This is a genomic window from Rhodococcus sp. NCIMB 12038, assembly GCF_002165735.1.
GTDB lineage: Bacteria > Actinomycetota > Actinomycetes > Mycobacteriales > Mycobacteriaceae > Rhodococcus_F.
In genome coordinates this window covers 291,440-309,317 of record NZ_NHML01000007.1, presented here as the reverse complement: position 1 = coordinate 309,317, position 17,878 = coordinate 291,440, and the positions used below count along the sequence as shown (strand labels likewise).

Genomic DNA, 17,878 nt, shown 5'->3' with positions numbered 1-17,878 from the left:
GCCGCCGCGGGTCAGGCGCCGAGCCGGATCGATCCGCCGGGAATCGCGTCCAGCAGCTTCCGGGTGTACTCCTCCTTCGGGGACGTGAAGACCTCGTCGGTGGTGGCTTTCTCCACGATCGCGCCTGCGGACATGACGAGTACGTCGTCGGCGATCTGCCGCACCACCGCCAGGTCGTGGGTGATGAACAGGTACGTCAGCCCCAGCTCCGCCTGCAGGTCGTTCAGCAGCGTGAGGATCTGATCCTGGACCAGCACGTCGAGCGCCGACACCGCCTCGTCGCACACCACCATCTCGGGCTGCAGCGCCAGCGCCCGGGCGATCGCCACCCGCTGCCGCTGGCCACCCGACAACTCGTTCGGGAACCTCCGCATCACCGAAGCCGGCAACGCCACCTTGTCCAGCAGATCGCGCACCCGCGCTTCCCGCTCCGCCTTCGTCCCCACCTTGTGGGTGCGCAGGGGCTCCTCGACGGTGCGGAAGATCGAGTACATCGGGTCGAGCGTGCCGTACGGATTCTGGAAGATCGGCTGCACCCGCCGACGAAACGCGAGCGTCTCCCTGCGGTCCAGCGTCGCGACCTCCTTGCCGTCGAACACCACATTCCCCGACGTCGGAGCGAGAAGTCCGAGCACCATCTGCGCGACCGTCGACTTGCCCGACCCGGACTCGCCGACGATGGCCGTGGTCGTCCCGCGCCGGACCGCGAACGAGACGTCGTCGACGGCGGTGAAGTCGGTGGACTTCCGTAGCCCGTGGCGGATCTTGAACACCTTGGTCAGCCCGGTGGCGACGACCACGTCGTCGGTGGCCTTGCCGAATTCGACGCCGATCTGGCCGTGCTGCTCGGCCTCGCCCACCACTTCGAGCGCGTGCTCCCGGATGTCCGCCCGGGCCAGCGAAGAACTCCGGCGTTGCGATGCCAGCGACGGCGCCGCGGCCACCAGTTTCCGGGTGTACGGGTGACGCGGCCGCTGCAGGATCTCCAGCGCAGGCCCCGCCTCGACGACCCGCCCCTTGCTCATCACGATCAGGTGTTCGGCCCGCTCCGCGGCCAGACCGAGGTCGTGGGTGATGAGCAGGACCGCGGTGCCGAGTTCGTCGGTGAGACCGTCCAGGTGGTCGAGGATCTGACGTTGGACCGTGACGTCGAGGGCGGACGTGGGCTCGTCCGCGATCAGCAGTTGCGGGCGCGCCGACAGCCCGATGGCGATGAGCGCGCGCTGACGCATGCCGCCGGAGAATTCGTGCGGATACTGGCCCAGCCGGTCCTCGGCGTCGGCGAGGCCGGCCTCCTCGAGGAGTTCGGCGGCACGCGCCTTCGCGGCCTTGCCCTTCGCGATCCCGTTGGCCTCCAACGCCTCCTCGATCTGGAATCCGACCTTCCACACCGGGTTGAGGTTGGACATCGGGTCTTGCGGGACGAGGCCGATCTTCTTCCCGCGCAGTGCGACGAACTCGCGCTCGGACGCTTCCGCCAGGTCCTGCCCCTCGAACAGGATCCGACCACCGGTCACCTTTCCCGTTCCGGGTAGCAGGTTGATGATCGCGTGAGCGGTGGTGGATTTGCCCGAACCGGACTCACCGACGATCGCCACCGTCTGCCCCGGATACACCGTGAGGCTGACACGACGCACCGCGGGCACGAGCCCGGAGTGGGACTGGAACGACACCTCCAGGTCCCGGATCTCGAGCAACGGCACCTCGTCGGCCGAATCCTGCGGTCCCGCCGAATCGTTCGCGGTCATCGCGCTCATCTCTTCCGTGCCTTGGGATCGAGCGCGTCCCGGAGAGCGTCGCCCATCATGATGAAACCCAGGACCGTGATCGCCAGCGCGGTCGCCGGATAGAACAGGATCGGCGAACCCTGACGCAGCGTGACCTGGGCGGTGCTGATGTCTCCGCCCCACGAGATCTCGGTGGACGGCAACCCGATGCCGAGGAACGACAGCGTCGCCTCGGCCACGATGTAGATGCCGAGGGAGATGGTCGCGATCACGATGATCGGGGCCAGGGAGTTCGGCAGCACGTGCCGGACGAGGGTGCGCACGTTCGAGACGCCGAGCGCCCGCGACGCCATCACATAGTCGTTGCTCTTCGCCGAGATCACCGCGCCACGAGCGATTCTCGCCATCTGCGGCCACCCGAACAGGGCGAGGACGACGATCAGCGTCCAGATGGTGCGGTTGGTGAACAGCTGCATCAGGACGATCGCGGCGAGGATCAGCGGGATGCCGAAGAAGATGTCGGCGACCCGGGACAGCAGCGAGTCCACCGCGCCGCCGTAGAACCCGGCGACCGATCCGAACACCACCCCCACCACGAGCACGATCGATGTGACACCGACGCCCACCAGCACCGACGCCCGCGCCCCGTGGATCGTGCGGGAGTAGATGTCGCAGCCCTGCTTGTCGAATCCGAACCAGTGGCCCGCCGACGGCCCCTGCATGCTGAACGCGAGATCGCAGAACCGGGGATCGGTGCTGGTGAACAGGTCCGGAAACGCCGCCACGGCGATCACCACGACGATGATCACCGATGCGACGAGGAACAGCGGGCGCTTACGTAGATCGCGCCATGCATCCGACCACATGCTCGTCGGTGGCTGGTCGATGTGGACGGCGTCGGTCTCCCCCGGCGCCGCCACTTCCTCGGGCGCCACGAAATGAGCCTGACGGGTCTTCCGGTCGCCCGTTCCGGCCGACTGACTCTCCACTTTCTCAGACATAGCGAATCCTCGGGTCGAGCGCGGCGTACAGGAGGTCGACGATCAGGTTGGCGAGCAGATAGATGACGATCAGCACCGTCACGAAGGACACCACCGTTGGCGCCTCGCCGCGGGTGACCGCCTGATAGATCGTGCCGCCGACGCCGTTGATGTTGAAGATGCCCTCGGTGACGATCGCGCCGCCCATCAGGGTGGCGAGATCGGCGCCGAGGAAGGTGACCACCGGGATCAGCGAGTTCCGCAGCACGTGCACCTGCACCACCCGGCGTCGTGAAAGACCCTTGGCCGTTGCGGTTCTCACGTAGTCGGCGGTGAGATTCTCGGCGACCGACGTCCGCGTGAGCCGGAGCACGTACGCGAACGACACCGACCCGAGGACGAAGGCGGGCAGCAGGAGATTCTTGAAACTGGTGTTGCCCCCGACCGTCGGCGGCACCAGTCCCCACTTCACACCGATGAAGAACTGGGCGAGGAAACCGATGACGAAGATCGGGATCGCGATGATCACCAGGCTGACGAGGAGGACGGAACTGTCGAAGATGCCGCCCTTGCGGAGCCCGGCGAACAGGCCGAAACCGATCCCGAAGATCCCTTCGATCGCGAGCGCCATCAGAGACAACTTGATGGTGATCGGAAAGGCCTGAGCCAGAACCTCGCTGACGGGACGACCGGAGAAGGACGTACCGAAGTCGAGCGTGAAGATACCCTTCAGATACAGGAAGTACTGCATCAGGAACGGTTGGTCGAGGTGGTACCGGGCGCGGAGCTGCGCCGCCACCGCGGGGCTGAGGGCCTTGTCGCCCGCCAACGCCGCGATCGGGTCTCCGGGCAGCAGGAACACCATCGCGTAGATCAGGAACGTGGCCCCGAGGAACACGGGAATCATCTGAAGCAAACGGCGACCGACGTACCAGAGCATCGGATCACCTCCTATTCGTCGGGGGCCGTGACGTCAGGAATCCAGAGCCTCGGCCAGTACTCCCGAACGGGGCCGCGAACTGACAGCTCGCGGCCCCACCCGTCGGAGAAAACTCCCGTGCGTCAGTTCTTCTCGATGTCCGAGTACATCGGGATGCCCTTCCAGTCGATGACCACGTTCGACACGTTCTCGGACCAGCCGCTCGCCGCGTTGCGGTACCACGTCGGGACCGCGGGCAGGTCGTGCAGGAGAACCTCCTGCGCCTGGTTCAGCAGGTCCTGTGCCTTGTCGGGATCGACCTCACCCGCGGAGGCGCGCAGCAGCCGGTCGAACTCGGGGTTCGAGTAGTCGCCGTCGTTGGAGCTGCCGCCGGTCTGGTAGTTCTGCGCGAGGAAGCCGTACTGCTGCGGGTAGTCGCCCTGCCACCCCGAACGGAACGCGCTGGGGATGGTCCGGTTGGTGGCCTCCGTGCGGATCTGCGCGAACGTCGGATACTCCTTGCCCTTCGCGTCGATACCGAGCGTGTTGCGGATGTTGTTCGCGGTGGCGTCGACCCACTCCTTGTGGCCGCCGTCGCCGTTGTATGCGATCTCGAAACTGCCCGACCACGGGGCGATGGCGTCGGCCTGGGCCCACAGCTTCTTCGCCGCTTCCGGGTCGTACTTCAGGTTGCCGTTGCCCACCAGCGAATCCGACCAGCCCTCGATGGCGGGGCTGGTGAAGTCGAGCGCGGGGGTACGGGTGTTGTTGTAGATCTGCTGGGTGATCTGGTCGCGGTTGATCGCCATCGAGATGGCCTGCCGGCGCAGCGTGCCCTCCTCACCGCTGAAGTGCGGCAGGCGGCCCGGGATCGTGAACGTCTCGATGGTCGCGGACGGCTGGTTCACGGTGCGCCCCGGCAGGTCGGTCTCGAACGTGGTGACCGCGCTCGGCGGCACCTGGTCGAGGACGTCGACGTTGCCCGCGAGCAGATCCGTGTACGCCGTGTCGAGGCTGTTGTACATGACGAAGTCGACGCCGGCGTTCTTCGGCTTGCGGTTGCCGTTGTAGTCGGGGTTCACGACGGTGTCGATCCGCACGTTGTGCTGCCACGCCCCGGGACCCGACATCATGTACGGACCGTTGCCGACGGGATTCTCCCCGAACGCGGCCATGTCCTGGTACGCCACCGCGGGCAGCGGGTAGTACGCGGCGAACCCGAGACGGTCCGGGAAGGCGGACTCGGGTTGCTTGAGTTCGATCGTGAACGTCGAATCGTCGACCACCTTCAGTCCCGACATGGTCTGCGCCGTGGGGTTCTCCGCAGCCACCTCGTCGTAGCCCTGGATCGGGTCGAAGAAGGACGCCTGGAGCTGCGCGTTCGTCGACAGCGCGCCGTAGTTCCAGGCGTCGACGAACGAGGCCGCGGTGACCGGCGTGCCGTCCGTGAACGTCCAGCCGTCCTTCAGCTTCACAGTGAAGGTCTTGCCGTCGGTCGTCTCGATGGACTCGGCGACCTCGTTGTTCACACCACCGTCGGAGTCGTAGGAGACGAGTCCCGCGAACAGCGCATCGACGACGCGGCCACCCTGATTCTCGCTGGTATTGGTGGGAATCAACGGATTCTGCGGTTCACCCGCCCAGGCGTTGACGATGCCGCTGCCACCCCCGCCCGACGAGTCACCGGACGAGCAGGCAGACAGCATCCCTGCTGCCAGGCCGACCGCCAGAACGACGGTTGCCACACGTGTGATGCGCAAGACGTTCCTCCCAGATCTGCATGGTTCCGGGCAGCGGTGCCGGGCGCAGCCCGAACGATGGGATGACGATAAGTCAAGGTTTCAATCTGTGTGGCCACGACGGGTGAAACTCGTGGAATCGGCATCCGATCGAAACATCGTCTGCGCCGGGGTCGCCGCTCGTCGCCCGAGCGTGCCGTCCGTCGCGCCCATTCGACCGATCGTCGCAGAATATGGGCTTGCAACCCTGTGCAACGGTGCGCTCGGGAGCCCTTGTGACTACCCTCACACGTGCTAGAAGTGCCGAAGTCGAGACTGGAAAGAAGGCCGGCCCACAATGACCAGTGCAGCACAGGCGAGCGGAGCGACGGGGAATTCCACACAGGCGAGCGGAGCGACGGAGAAGTCGGACCATTCCGATGCCGCCCCGCAGGTGTATCCGCCGAGCCCCGAGTTCACCGCCACTGCGAACGCCGGACCCGAACTCCAGGCTGCCGCAGACGAGGACCGACTCGCATTCTGGGCCACCCAGGCCGAGCGCCTGCACTGGCACACGCCGTTCTCCGAGGTACTCGACTGGTCGGACGCGCCCGTCGCGAAATGGTTCGTCGGCGGACAACTCAACGTCGCCTTCAACTGCGTCGACCGCCACGTCCTCGCCGGTAACGGCGACCGCGTCGCCATCCACTTCGAAGGCGAACCGGGCGACACCCGCGACCTGACCTACAACGACCTTCTCACCGAAGTCAGCAAGGCCGCCAACACCTTCACCGACCTCGGACTCGTCGCCGGCGACCGCGTCGCGATCTACATGCCGATGATCCCCGAGGCCATCGTCACCATGCTCGCCTGCGCCCGCCTGGGCCTGACCCACTCCGTGGTCTTCGCCGGCTTCTCCGCCAGCGCCCTGCGCTCGCGCATCGACGACGCCGAAGCCAAACTCGTCGTCACCGTCGACGGGCAGTGGCGCCGCGGCCAGGCCGCACCCCTCAAGCCCGCCGTCGACGAGGCGGTCGACGGGGCCGCGTCCGTCGAGCACGTCCTCGTCGTCAAGCGCACCGGCATCGACGTCGCGGTCGCCGACGGCCGGGACCTGTGGTGGCACGAGACCGTCGAGAAGGCGTCCGACACCCACGAGGCCCAGCCGTTCGACGCCGAGCACCCGCTGTTCATCCTCTACACCTCCGGCACCACCGGAAAGCCCAAGGGCATCATCCACACCTCCGGCGGTTACCTCACCCAGGCGTCGTACACCCACCACAACGTGTTCGACCACAAGGCCGGCCAGGACGTGTACTGGTGCACCGCCGACATCGGCTGGGTCACCGGCCACAGCTATATCGTCTACGGACCGCTGTCCAACGGTGTCACCCAGGTGGTCTACGAGGGCACCCCGAACTCCCCCGACGAGCACCGCCACTTCCAGATCATCGAGAAGTACGGCGTCAGCATCTACTACACCGCCCCCACGCTGGTGCGCACGTTCATGAAGTGGGGCAGGGACATTCCCGACGCCCACGACCTGTCCTCGATCCGGCTCCTCGGCTCCGTCGGCGAACCGATCAACCCCGAGGCGTGGAAGTGGTTCCGCGAGGTGATCGGCGGGAACCAGGCCCCCATCGTCGACACGTGGTGGCAGACCGAGACCGGCGCCATCATGATCTCCCCGCTGCCCGGGATCACCGCGACCAAACCCGGCTCCGCGATGGCGCCGCTGCCCGGGATCTCCGCGAAGATCGTCGACGACGACGCGAAGGAACTCGGCGCCGGCGGCTCCGGCTACCTCGTCCTCGACAAGCCGTGGCCGGCGATGCTCCGCGGCATCTGGGGCGACATGGACCGCTACCGCGAAACCTACTGGTCCCGGTACCCCGAGCAGGGCTGGTACTTCGCCGGTGACGGCGCCAAGTACGACGACGACGGCGCCCTGTGGGTCCTCGGCCGCGTCGACGACGTCATGAACGTCTCCGGCCATCGCATCTCCACCTCCGAGGTCGAATCCGCCCTCGTCGGCCACCACGGTGTCGCCGAAGCTGCCGTCGTCGGCGCCGCCGACGAGACCACCGGCCAGGGCATCGTCGCGTTCGTCATCCTCCGCGAAGGCGTCGAGAACACCGGCGACACCCTCATCGCCGAACTCAAGGCCGAAGTGTCCCGGGAGATCAGCCCGATCGCCAAGCCCCGCCAGATCACCATCGTCCCCGAACTCCCCAAGACCCGCTCCGGCAAGATCATGCGGCGACTGCTCAAGGACATCGCGGAGGGCCGCGACCTCGGCGACACCTCCACCCTCGTCGACCCCAAGGTCTTCGACGCCATCCGCGGCAAGTAGGGCGCTCCACGCCCCGTGAGTGGTTGACGAGTCCCTGCACTCCTCGACCACTCACGGGCGGCGAAGCCGCCACAGCGTCTGCTCCTCGCCGATCCCCTTCAGCCCGGTGGTGAAGACGTCGCACCGGTAGCCGGACGTCGCGAGCAGCGGCGCCACCTCCGGGTCGTCGTGAACGGCCCGGGACAGAACGATGTCGCCGCCCGCAGCACAGCCCTGTACCCGGGCCGCCAGGTTGACCGTCGCACCGAAGTAGTCGATCCGGCCGTCGTTGTCGATCATCACGGCAGGCCCCTGGTGCAACCCGACTTTCAACGACACCGAGTCGTCGTCGCCGAGGTGCCTGCGACGGAACTCGTCCCAGCCGCTCTGCATCGACGCCGCCGCCGACCAGGCCTCCCTCGCGTCGGCGAACGTCGCCATGACCGCGTCACCCATCTGCTTCACGACGCTGCCGTTCTCGCTCACCACCGCGTCACGCAGGTAGCGGAAATGGCTCTGCACGAACGCGAACGCCCGGACGTCGCCGATACGCTCGTACAGTGCGGTCGAACCGCTCAGATCCGTGAACAGCACCGCCAGGTTCGCGATCCCGATCTCGTCGCCCGGCGCCACCCCCTGATCCGGGAACAGGTCCTGAAAACCGTCGAGCGACGTCACGAGCGCACCGGTCGCCGCGGCGTCCTTCCACCGCTCCCGCTCGACCACCACCAGAGCCTCACCGGGAAGCCGGTTCGCGACCTCCAGCAGGCACGCGCCGTCGGTGCCGGGCGCATCCCGCACCCGGAGTTCACCGGGCCCGCAGTCGACCCGCAGCGTGCCACCGGCAGGACCGACCTCGCAGACCACCGGGGTACCCACCTGATAACACCGGAGCCGCAACCACCCCGGGTCGAGTTCGAGCCGCTCGCAGCGCCGCTCCCCCGGCCCGAGCCGCAACTGAGCCATCGCCGACGGTGAATTCGCCGGACCACCGATGCAGTACCTGGCCCGCTCCGCCCGGCGGACGGCCGGGTTGACGTCGAAACGGATCTCCACCGACCGCGCGAGGTCCGTGTCGAACGCGATGTCGCAGGTGTCGCAGTGGACGCGACTCGGCAACTGTCGAATCCGGTCGGCGTCCTCGCGGGCGGTCCGGCAGACCGGGCACAGGACGCTCCAGCTCAGGTCCAGCAGACCGCAGTCCGCTGCGTGGAGGAAGACGTACAGCAGCTGCATCCGGTCGGCACCCCAGCGGTCCGCCAGCTCGAACGGGCGCATGCCCGTCACCTCCAGGTCGGACGCGGTCCGTAAGTGGGACTCCAAGCGCCCGATCAAGTTCGGGGCGTCGTGCGATCGCGACAGCTGCGCCGTGCGGAGTTCCAGCCGGCCGGCGTCGAGTTGCTCCGGCGGCGGCAGGGCGGGAACGGCGTGCGTCTGCGGGTCGCGGACGTGTCGCTCCAGCGCGTGGGCGAGCGCCACCGTCTTCCGTATGCCCGTGCGCGCCAACAGCGTTCGCGCGGCAATCGCGCCGAACCGGGTGCGAGGGACGATCCGGGCGAACACCTCGACATCGGTCCCGTCGGCGGCCGGGTGGAGCCGGACACCCGTGGACACCTCCGCGAGCGGACCGCGGGAGAAGCGGCGAAGGACCTGATAGAACCGGCCCTCGACCCATTCGAACGGGAACTCCTCGTACCGCACCCGCCGTCCGTACGAACGGGTCTCCGCCGAATAGTGCCCCTTGCGGCGACGGTCCAGCATCGGAGCGAAACGCACCGGCGACAGATCGATGTTGCGATTGAGCCGATCGGTATCGGCAAGGAACGACCACAGATCCTGCTTCGGCAGCCGGATCCGGGCCGTCCTGGACAGCAGCACGGCTTTCGCCATGCAAGAACTATAGGCGCTCCGCGCCCGTGCGCCTTTCTGGTTGCTCCTGCTACCAGAAAGGCGCACAGGGGCTAGGCCCCTACGTCGTCGAGGGACTCGTTCTTCGTCTCCTTCATCACCAGCAGCGCGACGAACGTGAGCGCGGCGGCGATGAGCAGGTAGATGCCCACCCAGCCGACGCCGTACGACGTGGCGAGCCAGGTGGCGATGAACGGTGCGACGGCGGCACCGAGGATGCTGGCGGTGTTGTAGGCGATCCCCGAACCCGTGTAGCGCACGTTGGTCGGGAACAGCTCGGGCAGAACGGCACTCATCGGACCGAACGTCATGCCCATCAACAACATTCCGATTGCCAGGAAGACGAGCATGCGGGCGTTGCCCATGCCGTCCTGGTTCAGCATGACACCGAACGTGAGCCCGAACAGCATGATGAACCCGGTGATGGTGAGCAGCGTGATGCGGCGACCGTAGCGGTCGGCCAGCCACCCCGACACGGGAACCGCGGCGGCGAAGAACAGGACCGCGATCAGCTGGAGGACCAGGAAGTCGGTGTAGTGGAACCCGGCTCCCGTGCCGCCCTGGGCGGGGGTCTTGCCGGTGCCGTAGCTCAGCACCCACGTGGTCATGATGTAGAAGAGCGTGTACGTGGCGAGCATGACGAACGTGCCGATGATCAGCTGACGCCAGCTGGTCTTGAACACCTCGGCGATCGGGGTCTTCACCTTCTCGCCGCGCGCGACGGCACGGGCGAACACGGGCGTCTCCTCCAGCTTGAGCCGCACGTACAGACCGATCATCACCATGATCGCGCTGAGCAGGAACGGGATCCGCCAGCCCCAGGTGAGGAACGCGCCGTCCAGGTCGGGGCTGCTGTTGTCGTGGTCCATGAACAGCGTGATGATCAGGAACAGACCATTGGCGAGGAAGAAGCCGATCGGCGCACCCAGCTGCGGCCACATGGCCGCCCAGGCGCGCTTGCCCTTCTGCGCGGTCTCGGTCGCGAGCAGTGCCGCGCCGCTCCACTCACCGCCCAGTCCGAGGCCCTGGCAGAAGCGCATCAACGCCAGCAGCGCGGGCGCGACGATGCCGATCTGGTGGTAGGTCGGCAGCAGACCGATCACGAACGTGGCGATGCCCATGGTGAGGAGTGAGCCGACGAGCGTCGTCTTGCGTCCGATGCGGTCGCCGAAGTGGCCGAACAGGATCGAACCGAGCGGCCGGGCGACGAACGCGAGTCCGAACGTGGCGAGTGACGCCAGCAGCGCGGTGGTGCCGTTTCCCTTGGGGAAGAACAGGTGCGGGAACACGGACACGGCCGCGGTCGCATAGATGTAGAAGTCGTAGAACTCGATGGACGTTCCCACCATGCTCGCGACGACGATCCGGCTTCTGGGTACGCCGGCGACGGTGGCCCCGCCGTCCGGATCTGGTTTCGACGTATCGACGGCACTGCTCACTCGAATTACTCCTGCACGACGTTATTTCAACTATTGGGACGAGAGTCCATTCCTTAGGAATTGAACACCTCGTGTCTTTCGCTTGGCAAATTGGATAAGCTCTTCTCGGTGCGCCGGGAAGTCTGGTCGGCAGAGCAATTGCCGTACCCGGACCACATCGAAAGCGAGCGCCCCCTGGTGACCCAGCCCATCCGCTCCGAACTCTCCCGCTACCTCCGCACCGAGACGGTCGGCGGTTCGATCCTGCTGGCCGCCGCCGCGGTGGCCCTCCTGTGGGCGAACTCTCCCGTCTCGGATTCCTACTTCGCGTTGCGCGACTGGACGATCGGCCCGGAGGCGCTCCACCTGAACCTGACGGTCGGGACGTGGGCGCAGGACGGGCTGCTGGCGGTCTTCTTCTTCGTCGCAGGCCTGGAACTGAAACGGGAACTGGTGGTGGGCGAACTCGCCGACCGCAAACGTGCCCTTCTCCCGATCATCGCGGCCTGCGGCGGCGTGGTGGTACCCGCGATCATCGCCGCCACGATCGGCGCCGGAACACCCGGCATGGACCGGGGCTGGGCCATTCCCGTCGCCACCGACATCGCGTTCGCACTGGGTGTGCTGGCGCTGACCGGGTCCCGCATCCCGGCGAGCGCCCGCGTGTTCCTGCTCAGCCTGGCCGTCGTCGACGACCTCCTCGCGATCGTGCTCATCGCCGTCCTGTTCACCAGTTCGATCGCCATGCTGTGGCTGCTCGGCGCCGCCGTGTGCCTGGTCGCCTACGCCGTCGCCCAGCACCGGCGCATCACCACCCCATGGCTCTACGTTCCGCTCGCTCTGTTCACCTGGTACTGCATGCACCAAGCCGGAATCCACGCCACGCTGGCCGGCGTCGCTCTCGGTCTCCTCACCCGGGTGCGGCGCGACCCCGGCGAACACGAATCCCCGGGCTCCCGCCTCGAGCACCGCATCCAGCCGTTTTCGGCGGGCCTCTGTGTCCCGGTGTTCGCCCTGTTCGCGTCCGGGGTCGCCCTCAGCAGCGAACTCCTCGGGCAGCTGTTCACCAACCCCATCTCGCAGTCCGTGATCGCCGGACTCCTCGTCGGCAAGACCGTCGGCATCTTCGGCATCTCCTGGCTCGCGATCCGCCTGGGTATCGCGAAGAAACCGCGTGCACTCGGGTTCCGGGACATGTTTGCCCTCTCAGTGCTCGGTGCGATCGGGTTCACCGTTAGCCTTCTCGTAGCGGATCTCGCGCTTGCGGGAATCGGTGACGGCAGCGAGGCCGAAATAGCTAAGGTCGCGGTGCTCGTGACATCGTTGACAGCGTCGCTGATCGGATCAGCGTTACTGTGGCGACGCGGTCGGGCCCATGCGGCCCGGCAGGATGACTCGGACGTGCAAGAGCTACCTGGAGGGGTCGACAAGTGAGCATCACTCACGGCAAGGGAGACAGCCCGCGTTACACGGGAGACGGGGTGCCGAACACGGTGTCGTCGATCCCGCTCACGGATGTGGACGCTCAGACACCCGGCGAGGCGAGCCTCGGCACGCTGGTCAAGCATGCGACCGCGCAGGTGTCCACCCTGGTCCGCGCCGAGGTCGAGCTCGCGAAGGCCGAGGTCACCGGTGAGGTCAAGAAGGGCCTGCAGGGCAGCCTGTTCTTCATCCTCGCATTCACCGTGCTGCTGTTCAGCTCGTTCTTCTTCTTCTTCTTCCTCGCCGAACTCCTCGACGTGTGGATCGCCCGTTGGCTGGCGTTCCTGATCGTCTTCCTGATCATGGTCGTGGTGACGGCGATACTCGCCCTGCTCGGTTATCTGCGGGTACGCAAACTCCGCGCGCCCGAGAAGACCATCGACTCCCTGAGGCAGGCCAAGACCGTGCTGCCCACGTCGTACTCGGATGCGGAAGCCCATCTCGCATCGTCCACCGGACGTCACGCGCGGTAACTCGCTCCTGTGGCACCACCCGATCCGTCCACCGTCCGTTTCGACGGCCCCTGGATTCATCGCGACATCCATGCCAACGGAATCCGATTCCACACCGTCGAGGTCGGCGCATCCGCACCGGATGCGCCGCTCGTCGTCCTGCTGCACGGGTTCGCGGACTTCTGGTGGTCGTGGCGCCACCAGCTGACGGCGCTGTCCGCGGAGGGGTACCGGGCCGTCGCCGTCGACCTCCGCGGCTACGGCGATTCCGACAAGCCGCCGCGCGGCTACGACGGGTGGACGCTGGCCGGCGACATCGCCGGCCTGATCCGGGCGATGGGCTACGGCGAGGCCACACTCGTCGGGCACGCCGACGGCGGCCTGGTCTGCTGGGCCACGGCAGTCCTGCACGCTCGTCTCGTCCGGTCGATCGCACTGGTCAGCTCGCCGCATCCCGTCGCGCTCAAGCAGGCCGTCCTCCACGACCGCTACCAGCGCAAAGCCCTGCTGCCCTCGTTCGTCTCCTGCCAGGTGCCGTGGCGTCCCGAACGTCGCCTCACCCGGGACGACGGGTCGGAGGTCGAGCGGTTGATCCGCGAACGCTCCGGACCCGGCTGGACGGAGAACCCGGAATTCGACGTCGTGGTGTCACGGATGCGGTCGGCGATCCAGATCCCCGGCACCGCGCACTGCACCCTGGAGTACCAGCGGTGGGCGTTCCGCAGTCAGTTCCGGCCGGACGGCAGCCGGTTCATGGCGTCGATGGATCAGACGCTGCGGATCCCCGTCCTGCACCTCCACGGAGACCTCGACCCGTACGTGCTCGCGGACACGGTGCGTCGCAGCCACCGCTTCGCACCCACCCAGCAGATGCACACCGTGCCCGGGGTCGGCCACTACGCGCACTGGGAGGCCCCGGAACGCGTCAACGCCGCCCTGCTCGACCTCGTCGCACCCCGCACGGTCTGACCGTCAGAGAATGCACGCCCCGGTGTCCACGGCGACCGACGCTCCGGACGCCGCCTGCAACTGACGCGACACCTCGGCGGCGGTGAGCACGAACCCGGTGTCGCTGTTGTCGACGGCGGCGCCGAACACCACCCCGAGCACCCGGCCGTCACTGTCGACGAGCGGTCCGCCCGAGTTGCCCTGCCGGATGGAACCGCGGACCGTATACACCTCACGCTGGACGGTTCCCGCCCGGTAGATGTCGGGACCGCTGAGGTCCAGGATCTCCCGGACCCGCGCGGCGCTGGCCGTGTACGGCCCGCCGCCCGGGTAGCCGAGCACCAGCGCGTTGTCGCCGGTCTGCGCGGGCTCGGGCGCGAAGTTCAGGACGGGAGCGTCCAGTCCGGGCACCTCGAGAACCGCGACATCGGCGGACGGGTCGAACAGCACGACCTCGGCGTCCATCGGCCCGTTCGCGGTGTCGACGACGATGCCCGCCGTACCCGCGACCACGTGCGCGTTGGTCATCACCCGGTCGGGTGCCACGACGAAGCCCGATCCCTCCAGCGCCCGCTGGCAACTCGGGGCGACACCCCGGATCCTCAGCACGCTCGACTGCAGCGAGGACGCGACGGGGCTCTCCAGAACACTGGCGTCCGGCGGGTCGACGGTCGTGATGGGGGTGCGCCCGAACGGCCCGATGACGTCGGGAAGCCCGGACGTGTCGAGCAGGGCGGTGAACTCGGTGGGCAGTTGCCGCATCCAGGCGGGCGCGATGTTGTCGACCGTTTCGAGGACGCTCGATCCGCGGACCGCCGCCGCCAGTTGAGGCTGGGACGAGGACGTGAGCGGGATCGCCAGCAGCCACGCCGCGATGAACACCGCGACGGCCTGCACGCAGGCGCCGATCACGCTGTCGACGGAACGCGCGACCGGACTGTGCATGCTTCCCCGCGCGGCCCGGCCGAGGACCATGCCCGCGACCTCGCCGACGATCACCAGCACCACGATCAGGGCGATGCCGACCAGCACGCGACCGCGTCCCTCGTCCACGTGCACCAGCACGTGCGGGGCGATCAGGATGCCCGCGACCGCACCCAGCACCACGCCGATGAAGGCGAGTACCGATGCCACGGCGCCCTGGCGCCAGCCCGACGTCGCGGCGACGAAGGCGATCAGGACGATGGCGAGGTCGATCCAGTGCGACCCGGTCATCGCTCGGCCGCCGGGCGGCCGTGACCGTGGGTCAGGTGGTCGTCGTCGAGGTCGTTGTCGAGTTCGGCGAGGACGGTGTCGAGGTCGCGGATGTCGCGGCGGTCCCACTCCTGTTCCCAGCCGGAGACGGCGAACAGGGCGGCGAGGATGCCTGCGGTGAAACCCCACACGAGCATGCCGTCGGCGGCGAACGCGGGGCCCTGGTACCCGGCCGGGTGGCGCACCTGGAACCGGTTCCGCGGATCGATCAGGGTGTGCACGGGAACCCGGGCGACGCGTTCCGCTTCCGCGGGATCGACCACGCCGACCTCGCTGGGCTTCTCCCAGTACGCGAGGACCGGGGTGACGTCGAAACCGGACGGTGGGATGAAGATCTCCTCGAGCACGGCGAGCGGGCGGACACCGGACGGGTCGAGTCCCGTCTCCTCCTGGGCCTCCCGCAACGCGGTCGCGATGGGTCCCTCGTCGCCGGGGTCGCTGGCGCCGCCGGGGAAGGCCACCTGACCACTGTGCTGGCGCATCGTGGACGCACGCTGGGTGAGCAGGACGTCGGCGCCGGCGGGCAGGCCGCCCGACATCAGCGGGTCCGCCTCGACGGGGCCGCCGAACAGCACGAGCACCGCCGCCTCCCGGGTGGTCGCCCCGGTGGGTGCGCGCCGGTCGAGGACGGGGTTGATCCGGTGCGGGTCGGCGGGCGTGCGGTGCACGACTCGGCGCAGCCAGGGCGGAACGGCGACGCCGTCCACGGAAGACGTCATGCCGCCACCCCCAGGTTCTGTTCGACGGCGTCCGCGATCTCGTCGACGCTGCGGAACGGCTGCGGCAGGACCTTCGCCACCGTGCCGTCGGGCCGGATCAGCACCGAGACCGGGAGGACGGGCGGGGCCCCGACCGCGACGCGGACGCGACCGTCGCCGTCCTGCACACCGGGCAGGGTGACGGAGTAATCGATGAGCCGCGACAGCGCGCTGGACTCGTTGGGATCGGTGTGCACCGTAAGCACGGTAACCGCGTCACGCGCACGATCCGAAAACTGCTGCATATAGGGCAACTCCTCGGCGCAGGGGCCACACCAGTACGCCCACAGGTTCAGCAGCGCCGGTTTACCACCGAGCGCGGCCGCCAGATCCACCTGACTGCCGTCGCCCACGCATTCCAGTGTGATGCCGGACAGCACGGGATCCGCCGAAGACCCGGACGCGACCGCCGGAGCGGGGCACGGAGCCAGGCCCGCCTGCGTCCTCAGTGCCGCGAGGGCGTCGGGATCGGCGCTCACCGACGTCGAGGCGGCGCCACCCGCACCGAACCGGTCCTCGTACGACGGCGTTCCCGCGTCGTCGCCCCGCGGCCAGATCGCGACGACGAGCGCCACCACGACCACGAGGGCGGCCAGACTCCACCGCGCTGCGCTAGACACTCGTATCGACCCTCACCTGCCGGCCAGACGCAGCAGATGCTCCGTCTCCGGTCCACGAACCAGTCCCGCAGCGACGTCGGGGTCGATCGGGCCGAGGCCGTACGACGGACAGTCGCCTGCGAGCACACACACCCCGCAGGCGGGCTTGCGGGCGTGGCAGACGCGTCTGCCGTGGAAGATCACCCGGTGCGAGAGCAGCGTCCACTCCTTGCGCTCGATCAGGGCGCCGATGGCGTGCTCGACCTTGACCGGATCTTCCTCCTCCGTCCACTTCCACCGCCGCACGAGCCGCCCGAAGTGGGTGTCGACGGTGATTCCGGGCACATCGAACGCGTTGCCGAGGATCACGTTGGCCGTCTTCCGGCCGATCCCGGGCAGCGTCACGAGATCCTTCAGATTGCCGGGGACCTCGCCGTCGAATCGCTCGAGCAGGGCCTGCCCGAGCCCGATCAGAGAGTTCGTCTTGTTTCGGTAGAAACCTGTGGACCGGATGTACTCCTCGAGTTCGGTGCGTTCGGCCTCCGCGTACGCCTTCGCGTCGGGGTAGCGGGCGAACAGCGCCGGCGTCACCATGTTCACCCGCACGTCAGTGCACTGTGCAGACAGGATCGTCGCGACGGCGAGGTCCAGGGGTGTGGTGAAGTCGAGTTCGCAGTAGACGTGAGGGAAGGCCTCGGCGAGCCTGCGGTTCATCCGCCGGGCGCGCCGGACGAGTCCGAGCCGGGTTTCTTCCTGCTTCGCGGCCCGCGAACGGGTACGTCCACGCACTTCGGAGCCGTCGCTGGGGGTCGCATGCACGGGATCAACTCTACGGACACCCGACCGATCCGAATTGCTGCTGTGTCGCTTCTGAGACCTTTGCAGTGTTTACTTCCCGGTATGCAAGGTCTCGCTGTGGTCCTCTTCCCAGTGCTGCTGATGCTGTTTGCGCTGGCAATGGAGCGGGTGGAGTTCAGACTCCGCCGGCTCACGGTTCGTCAGCAAGAGGTGGAAGAGTTCCTCGACCAGGCAAGTCACGACGAAGTGGCCACCCTGGCCCACGAAGGTTTCCCCCACGCATTGGCACGCTTCCATCGACGTCGCAAGGGGCGGTCGGGCTTCGAATCCGACGACGCCGACATCACCGAAGTGGGCTCGCGGCGCGCCAGCTGACCCCTGGACAACCCCCGGCAAGACGCACCACCGGACGCATCATCCGGTTAACTTTTGCGACTTCCGTGGTATCGGTCACTCAGACCGAGCCGTCTCAACGTAGACTTCAGAGCCGTACCTGTTGCACAGCGACACGCCGCGGATCACCGGGGCATCGTCGACATGCAGCAAATCGCGCACAATATGCATACAGACGAACAATATTCCCAA

The 17,878-nt window shown here is 67.6% G+C and carries 15 protein-coding genes; 5 read left to right on the top strand and 10 right to left on the bottom strand.

The features are described 5' to 3' along the window. Window positions 1–11: 11 nt before the first annotated feature. The 4 genes from CA951_RS13260 to CA951_RS13245 all read right to left on the bottom strand — a co-directional run bounded on the left by CA951_RS13260 (window position 12) and on the right by CA951_RS13245 (window position 5,386). Window positions 12–1,748: a dipeptide ABC transporter ATP-binding protein gene (locus CA951_RS13260; RefSeq protein WP_373413772.1), complete on the bottom strand. Its 1,737-nt coding sequence runs from the start codon at window positions 1,746–1,748 to the stop codon at window positions 12–14. A gap of 5 nt (window positions 1,749–1,753) precedes the next feature. Next, window positions 1,754–2,728 (bottom strand): ABC transporter permease, encoded by a 975-nt coding sequence (locus CA951_RS13255; protein WP_087557273.1) that lies wholly within the window; start codon window positions 2,726–2,728, stop codon window positions 1,754–1,756. Beyond that, window positions 2,721–3,647: an ABC transporter permease gene (locus CA951_RS13250; RefSeq protein WP_012691421.1), complete on the bottom strand. Its 927-nt coding sequence runs from the start codon at window positions 3,645–3,647 to the stop codon at window positions 2,721–2,723. Before CA951_RS13250 ends, CA951_RS13255 begins: the two co-directional genes overlap by 8 nt. Window positions 3,648–3,769: 122 nt before the next feature. After that, the gene (locus CA951_RS13245) at window positions 3,770–5,386 is read right to left on the bottom strand and encodes an ABC transporter substrate-binding protein (RefSeq protein ID WP_087557272.1); all 1,617 of its coding nucleotides are present in this window, start codon (window positions 5,384–5,386) and stop codon (window positions 3,770–3,772) included. A 316-nt stretch (window positions 5,387–5,702) separates the two neighbouring features. On the opposite strand from CA951_RS13245, the gene acs reads away from it, so the two are divergent. Further along, on the top strand, window positions 5,703–7,697 hold the full coding sequence (acs, locus tag CA951_RS13240) for an acetate--CoA ligase (protein ID WP_087557271.1): 1,995 nt from the start codon (window positions 5,703–5,705) through the stop codon (window positions 7,695–7,697). Window positions 7,698–7,748: 51 nt separating this feature from the next. On the opposite strand, the gene CA951_RS13235 is transcribed toward acs, so the two are convergent. Both CA951_RS13235 and CA951_RS13230 read right to left on the bottom strand, forming a co-directional pair. After that, complete coding sequence (locus CA951_RS13235) at window positions 7,749–9,566, bottom strand: adenylate/guanylate cyclase domain-containing protein (protein WP_087557270.1); 1,818 nt, start codon at window positions 9,564–9,566, stop codon at window positions 7,749–7,751. A 71-nt stretch (window positions 9,567–9,637) separates the two neighbouring features. Then, window positions 9,638–11,023, bottom strand: a complete 1,386-nt coding sequence (locus CA951_RS13230; protein WP_087557269.1) for an MFS transporter — start codon at window positions 11,021–11,023, stop codon at window positions 9,638–9,640. A 177-nt stretch (window positions 11,024–11,200) separates the two neighbouring features. Between CA951_RS13230 and nhaA the strand changes: the two genes are divergently transcribed. The 3 genes from nhaA to CA951_RS13215 are packed head-to-tail and all read left to right on the top strand — an operon-like array spanning window position 11,201 to window position 13,905. Further along, on the top strand, window positions 11,201–12,436 hold the full coding sequence (gene nhaA, locus CA951_RS13225; protein WP_087557305.1) for a Na+/H+ antiporter NhaA: 1,236 nt from the start codon (window positions 11,201–11,203) through the stop codon (window positions 12,434–12,436). Beyond that, window positions 12,433–12,957: a phage holin family protein gene (locus tag CA951_RS13220; RefSeq protein WP_087557268.1), complete on the top strand. Its 525-nt coding sequence runs from the start codon at window positions 12,433–12,435 to the stop codon at window positions 12,955–12,957. The genes nhaA and CA951_RS13220 overlap by 4 nt, the downstream gene beginning before the upstream one ends. A 9-nt stretch (window positions 12,958–12,966) precedes the next feature. After that, window positions 12,967–13,905, top strand: a complete 939-nt coding sequence (locus CA951_RS13215; RefSeq protein ID WP_087557267.1) for an alpha/beta fold hydrolase — start codon at window positions 12,967–12,969, stop codon at window positions 13,903–13,905. A gap of 3 nt (window positions 13,906–13,908) precedes the next feature. On the opposite strand, the gene marP is transcribed toward CA951_RS13215, so the two are convergent. The 4 genes from marP to nth are packed head-to-tail and all read right to left on the bottom strand — an operon-like array spanning window position 13,909 to window position 17,314. Further along, the gene (gene marP / locus CA951_RS13210) at window positions 13,909–15,099 is read right to left on the bottom strand and encodes an acid resistance serine protease MarP (RefSeq protein ID WP_087557266.1); all 1,191 of its coding nucleotides are present in this window, start codon (window positions 15,097–15,099) and stop codon (window positions 13,909–13,911) included. Next, window positions 15,096–15,857 carry a CoA pyrophosphatase gene (locus CA951_RS13205; RefSeq protein ID WP_087557265.1) on the bottom strand — a complete coding sequence of 254 codons (762 nt, stop codon included), beginning with the start codon at window positions 15,855–15,857 and terminating at the stop codon, window positions 15,096–15,098. The genes marP and CA951_RS13205 overlap by 4 nt, the downstream gene beginning before the upstream one ends. Then, window positions 15,854–16,516, bottom strand: coding sequence for a TlpA disulfide reductase family protein (locus tag CA951_RS13200; protein WP_087557264.1), 663 nt, complete (start codon window positions 16,514–16,516; stop codon window positions 15,854–15,856). Before CA951_RS13200 ends, CA951_RS13205 begins: the two co-directional genes overlap by 4 nt. 12 nt (window positions 16,517–16,528) lie before the next feature. Continuing rightward, a complete protein-coding gene (gene nth, locus CA951_RS13195; RefSeq protein ID WP_087557263.1) occupies window positions 16,529–17,314 on the bottom strand; it encodes an endonuclease III in 786 nt (261 codons plus the stop codon). Between the two features lie 81 nt (window positions 17,315–17,395). Here nth and CA951_RS13190 point away from each other — a divergent pair, with 81 nt between their 5' ends. After that, window positions 17,396–17,668, top strand: coding sequence for a hypothetical protein (locus tag CA951_RS13190; protein WP_012691409.1), 273 nt, complete (start codon window positions 17,396–17,398; stop codon window positions 17,666–17,668). Window positions 17,669–17,878: the final 210 nt, after the last annotated feature.

Coding starts and splice junctions, on each gene's coding strand:
- CA951_RS13260 (WP_373413772.1), bottom strand. CDS start 1,748: ATGACCGCGAACGATTCGGCGGGACCGCAGGATTCGGCCGACGAGGTG.
- CA951_RS13255 (WP_087557273.1), bottom strand. CDS start 2,728: ATGTCTGAGAAAGTGGAGAGTCAGTCGGCCGGAACGGGCGACCGGAAG.
- CA951_RS13250 (WP_012691421.1), bottom strand. CDS start 3,647: ATGCTCTGGTACGTCGGTCGCCGTTTGCTTCAGATGATTCCCGTGTTC.
- acs (WP_087557271.1), top strand. CDS start 5,703: ATGACCAGTGCAGCACAGGCGAGCGGAGCGACGGGGAATTCCACACAG.
- CA951_RS13235 (WP_087557270.1), bottom strand. CDS start 9,566: ATGGCGAAAGCCGTGCTGCTGTCCAGGACGGCCCGGATCCGGCTGCCG.
- marP (WP_087557266.1), bottom strand. CDS start 15,099: ATGACCGGGTCGCACTGGATCGACCTCGCCATCGTCCTGATCGCCTTC.
- CA951_RS13205 (WP_087557265.1), bottom strand. CDS start 15,857: ATGACGTCTTCCGTGGACGGCGTCGCCGTTCCGCCCTGGCTGCGCCGA.
- CA951_RS13190 (WP_012691409.1), top strand. CDS start 17,396: ATGCAAGGTCTCGCTGTGGTCCTCTTCCCAGTGCTGCTGATGCTGTTT.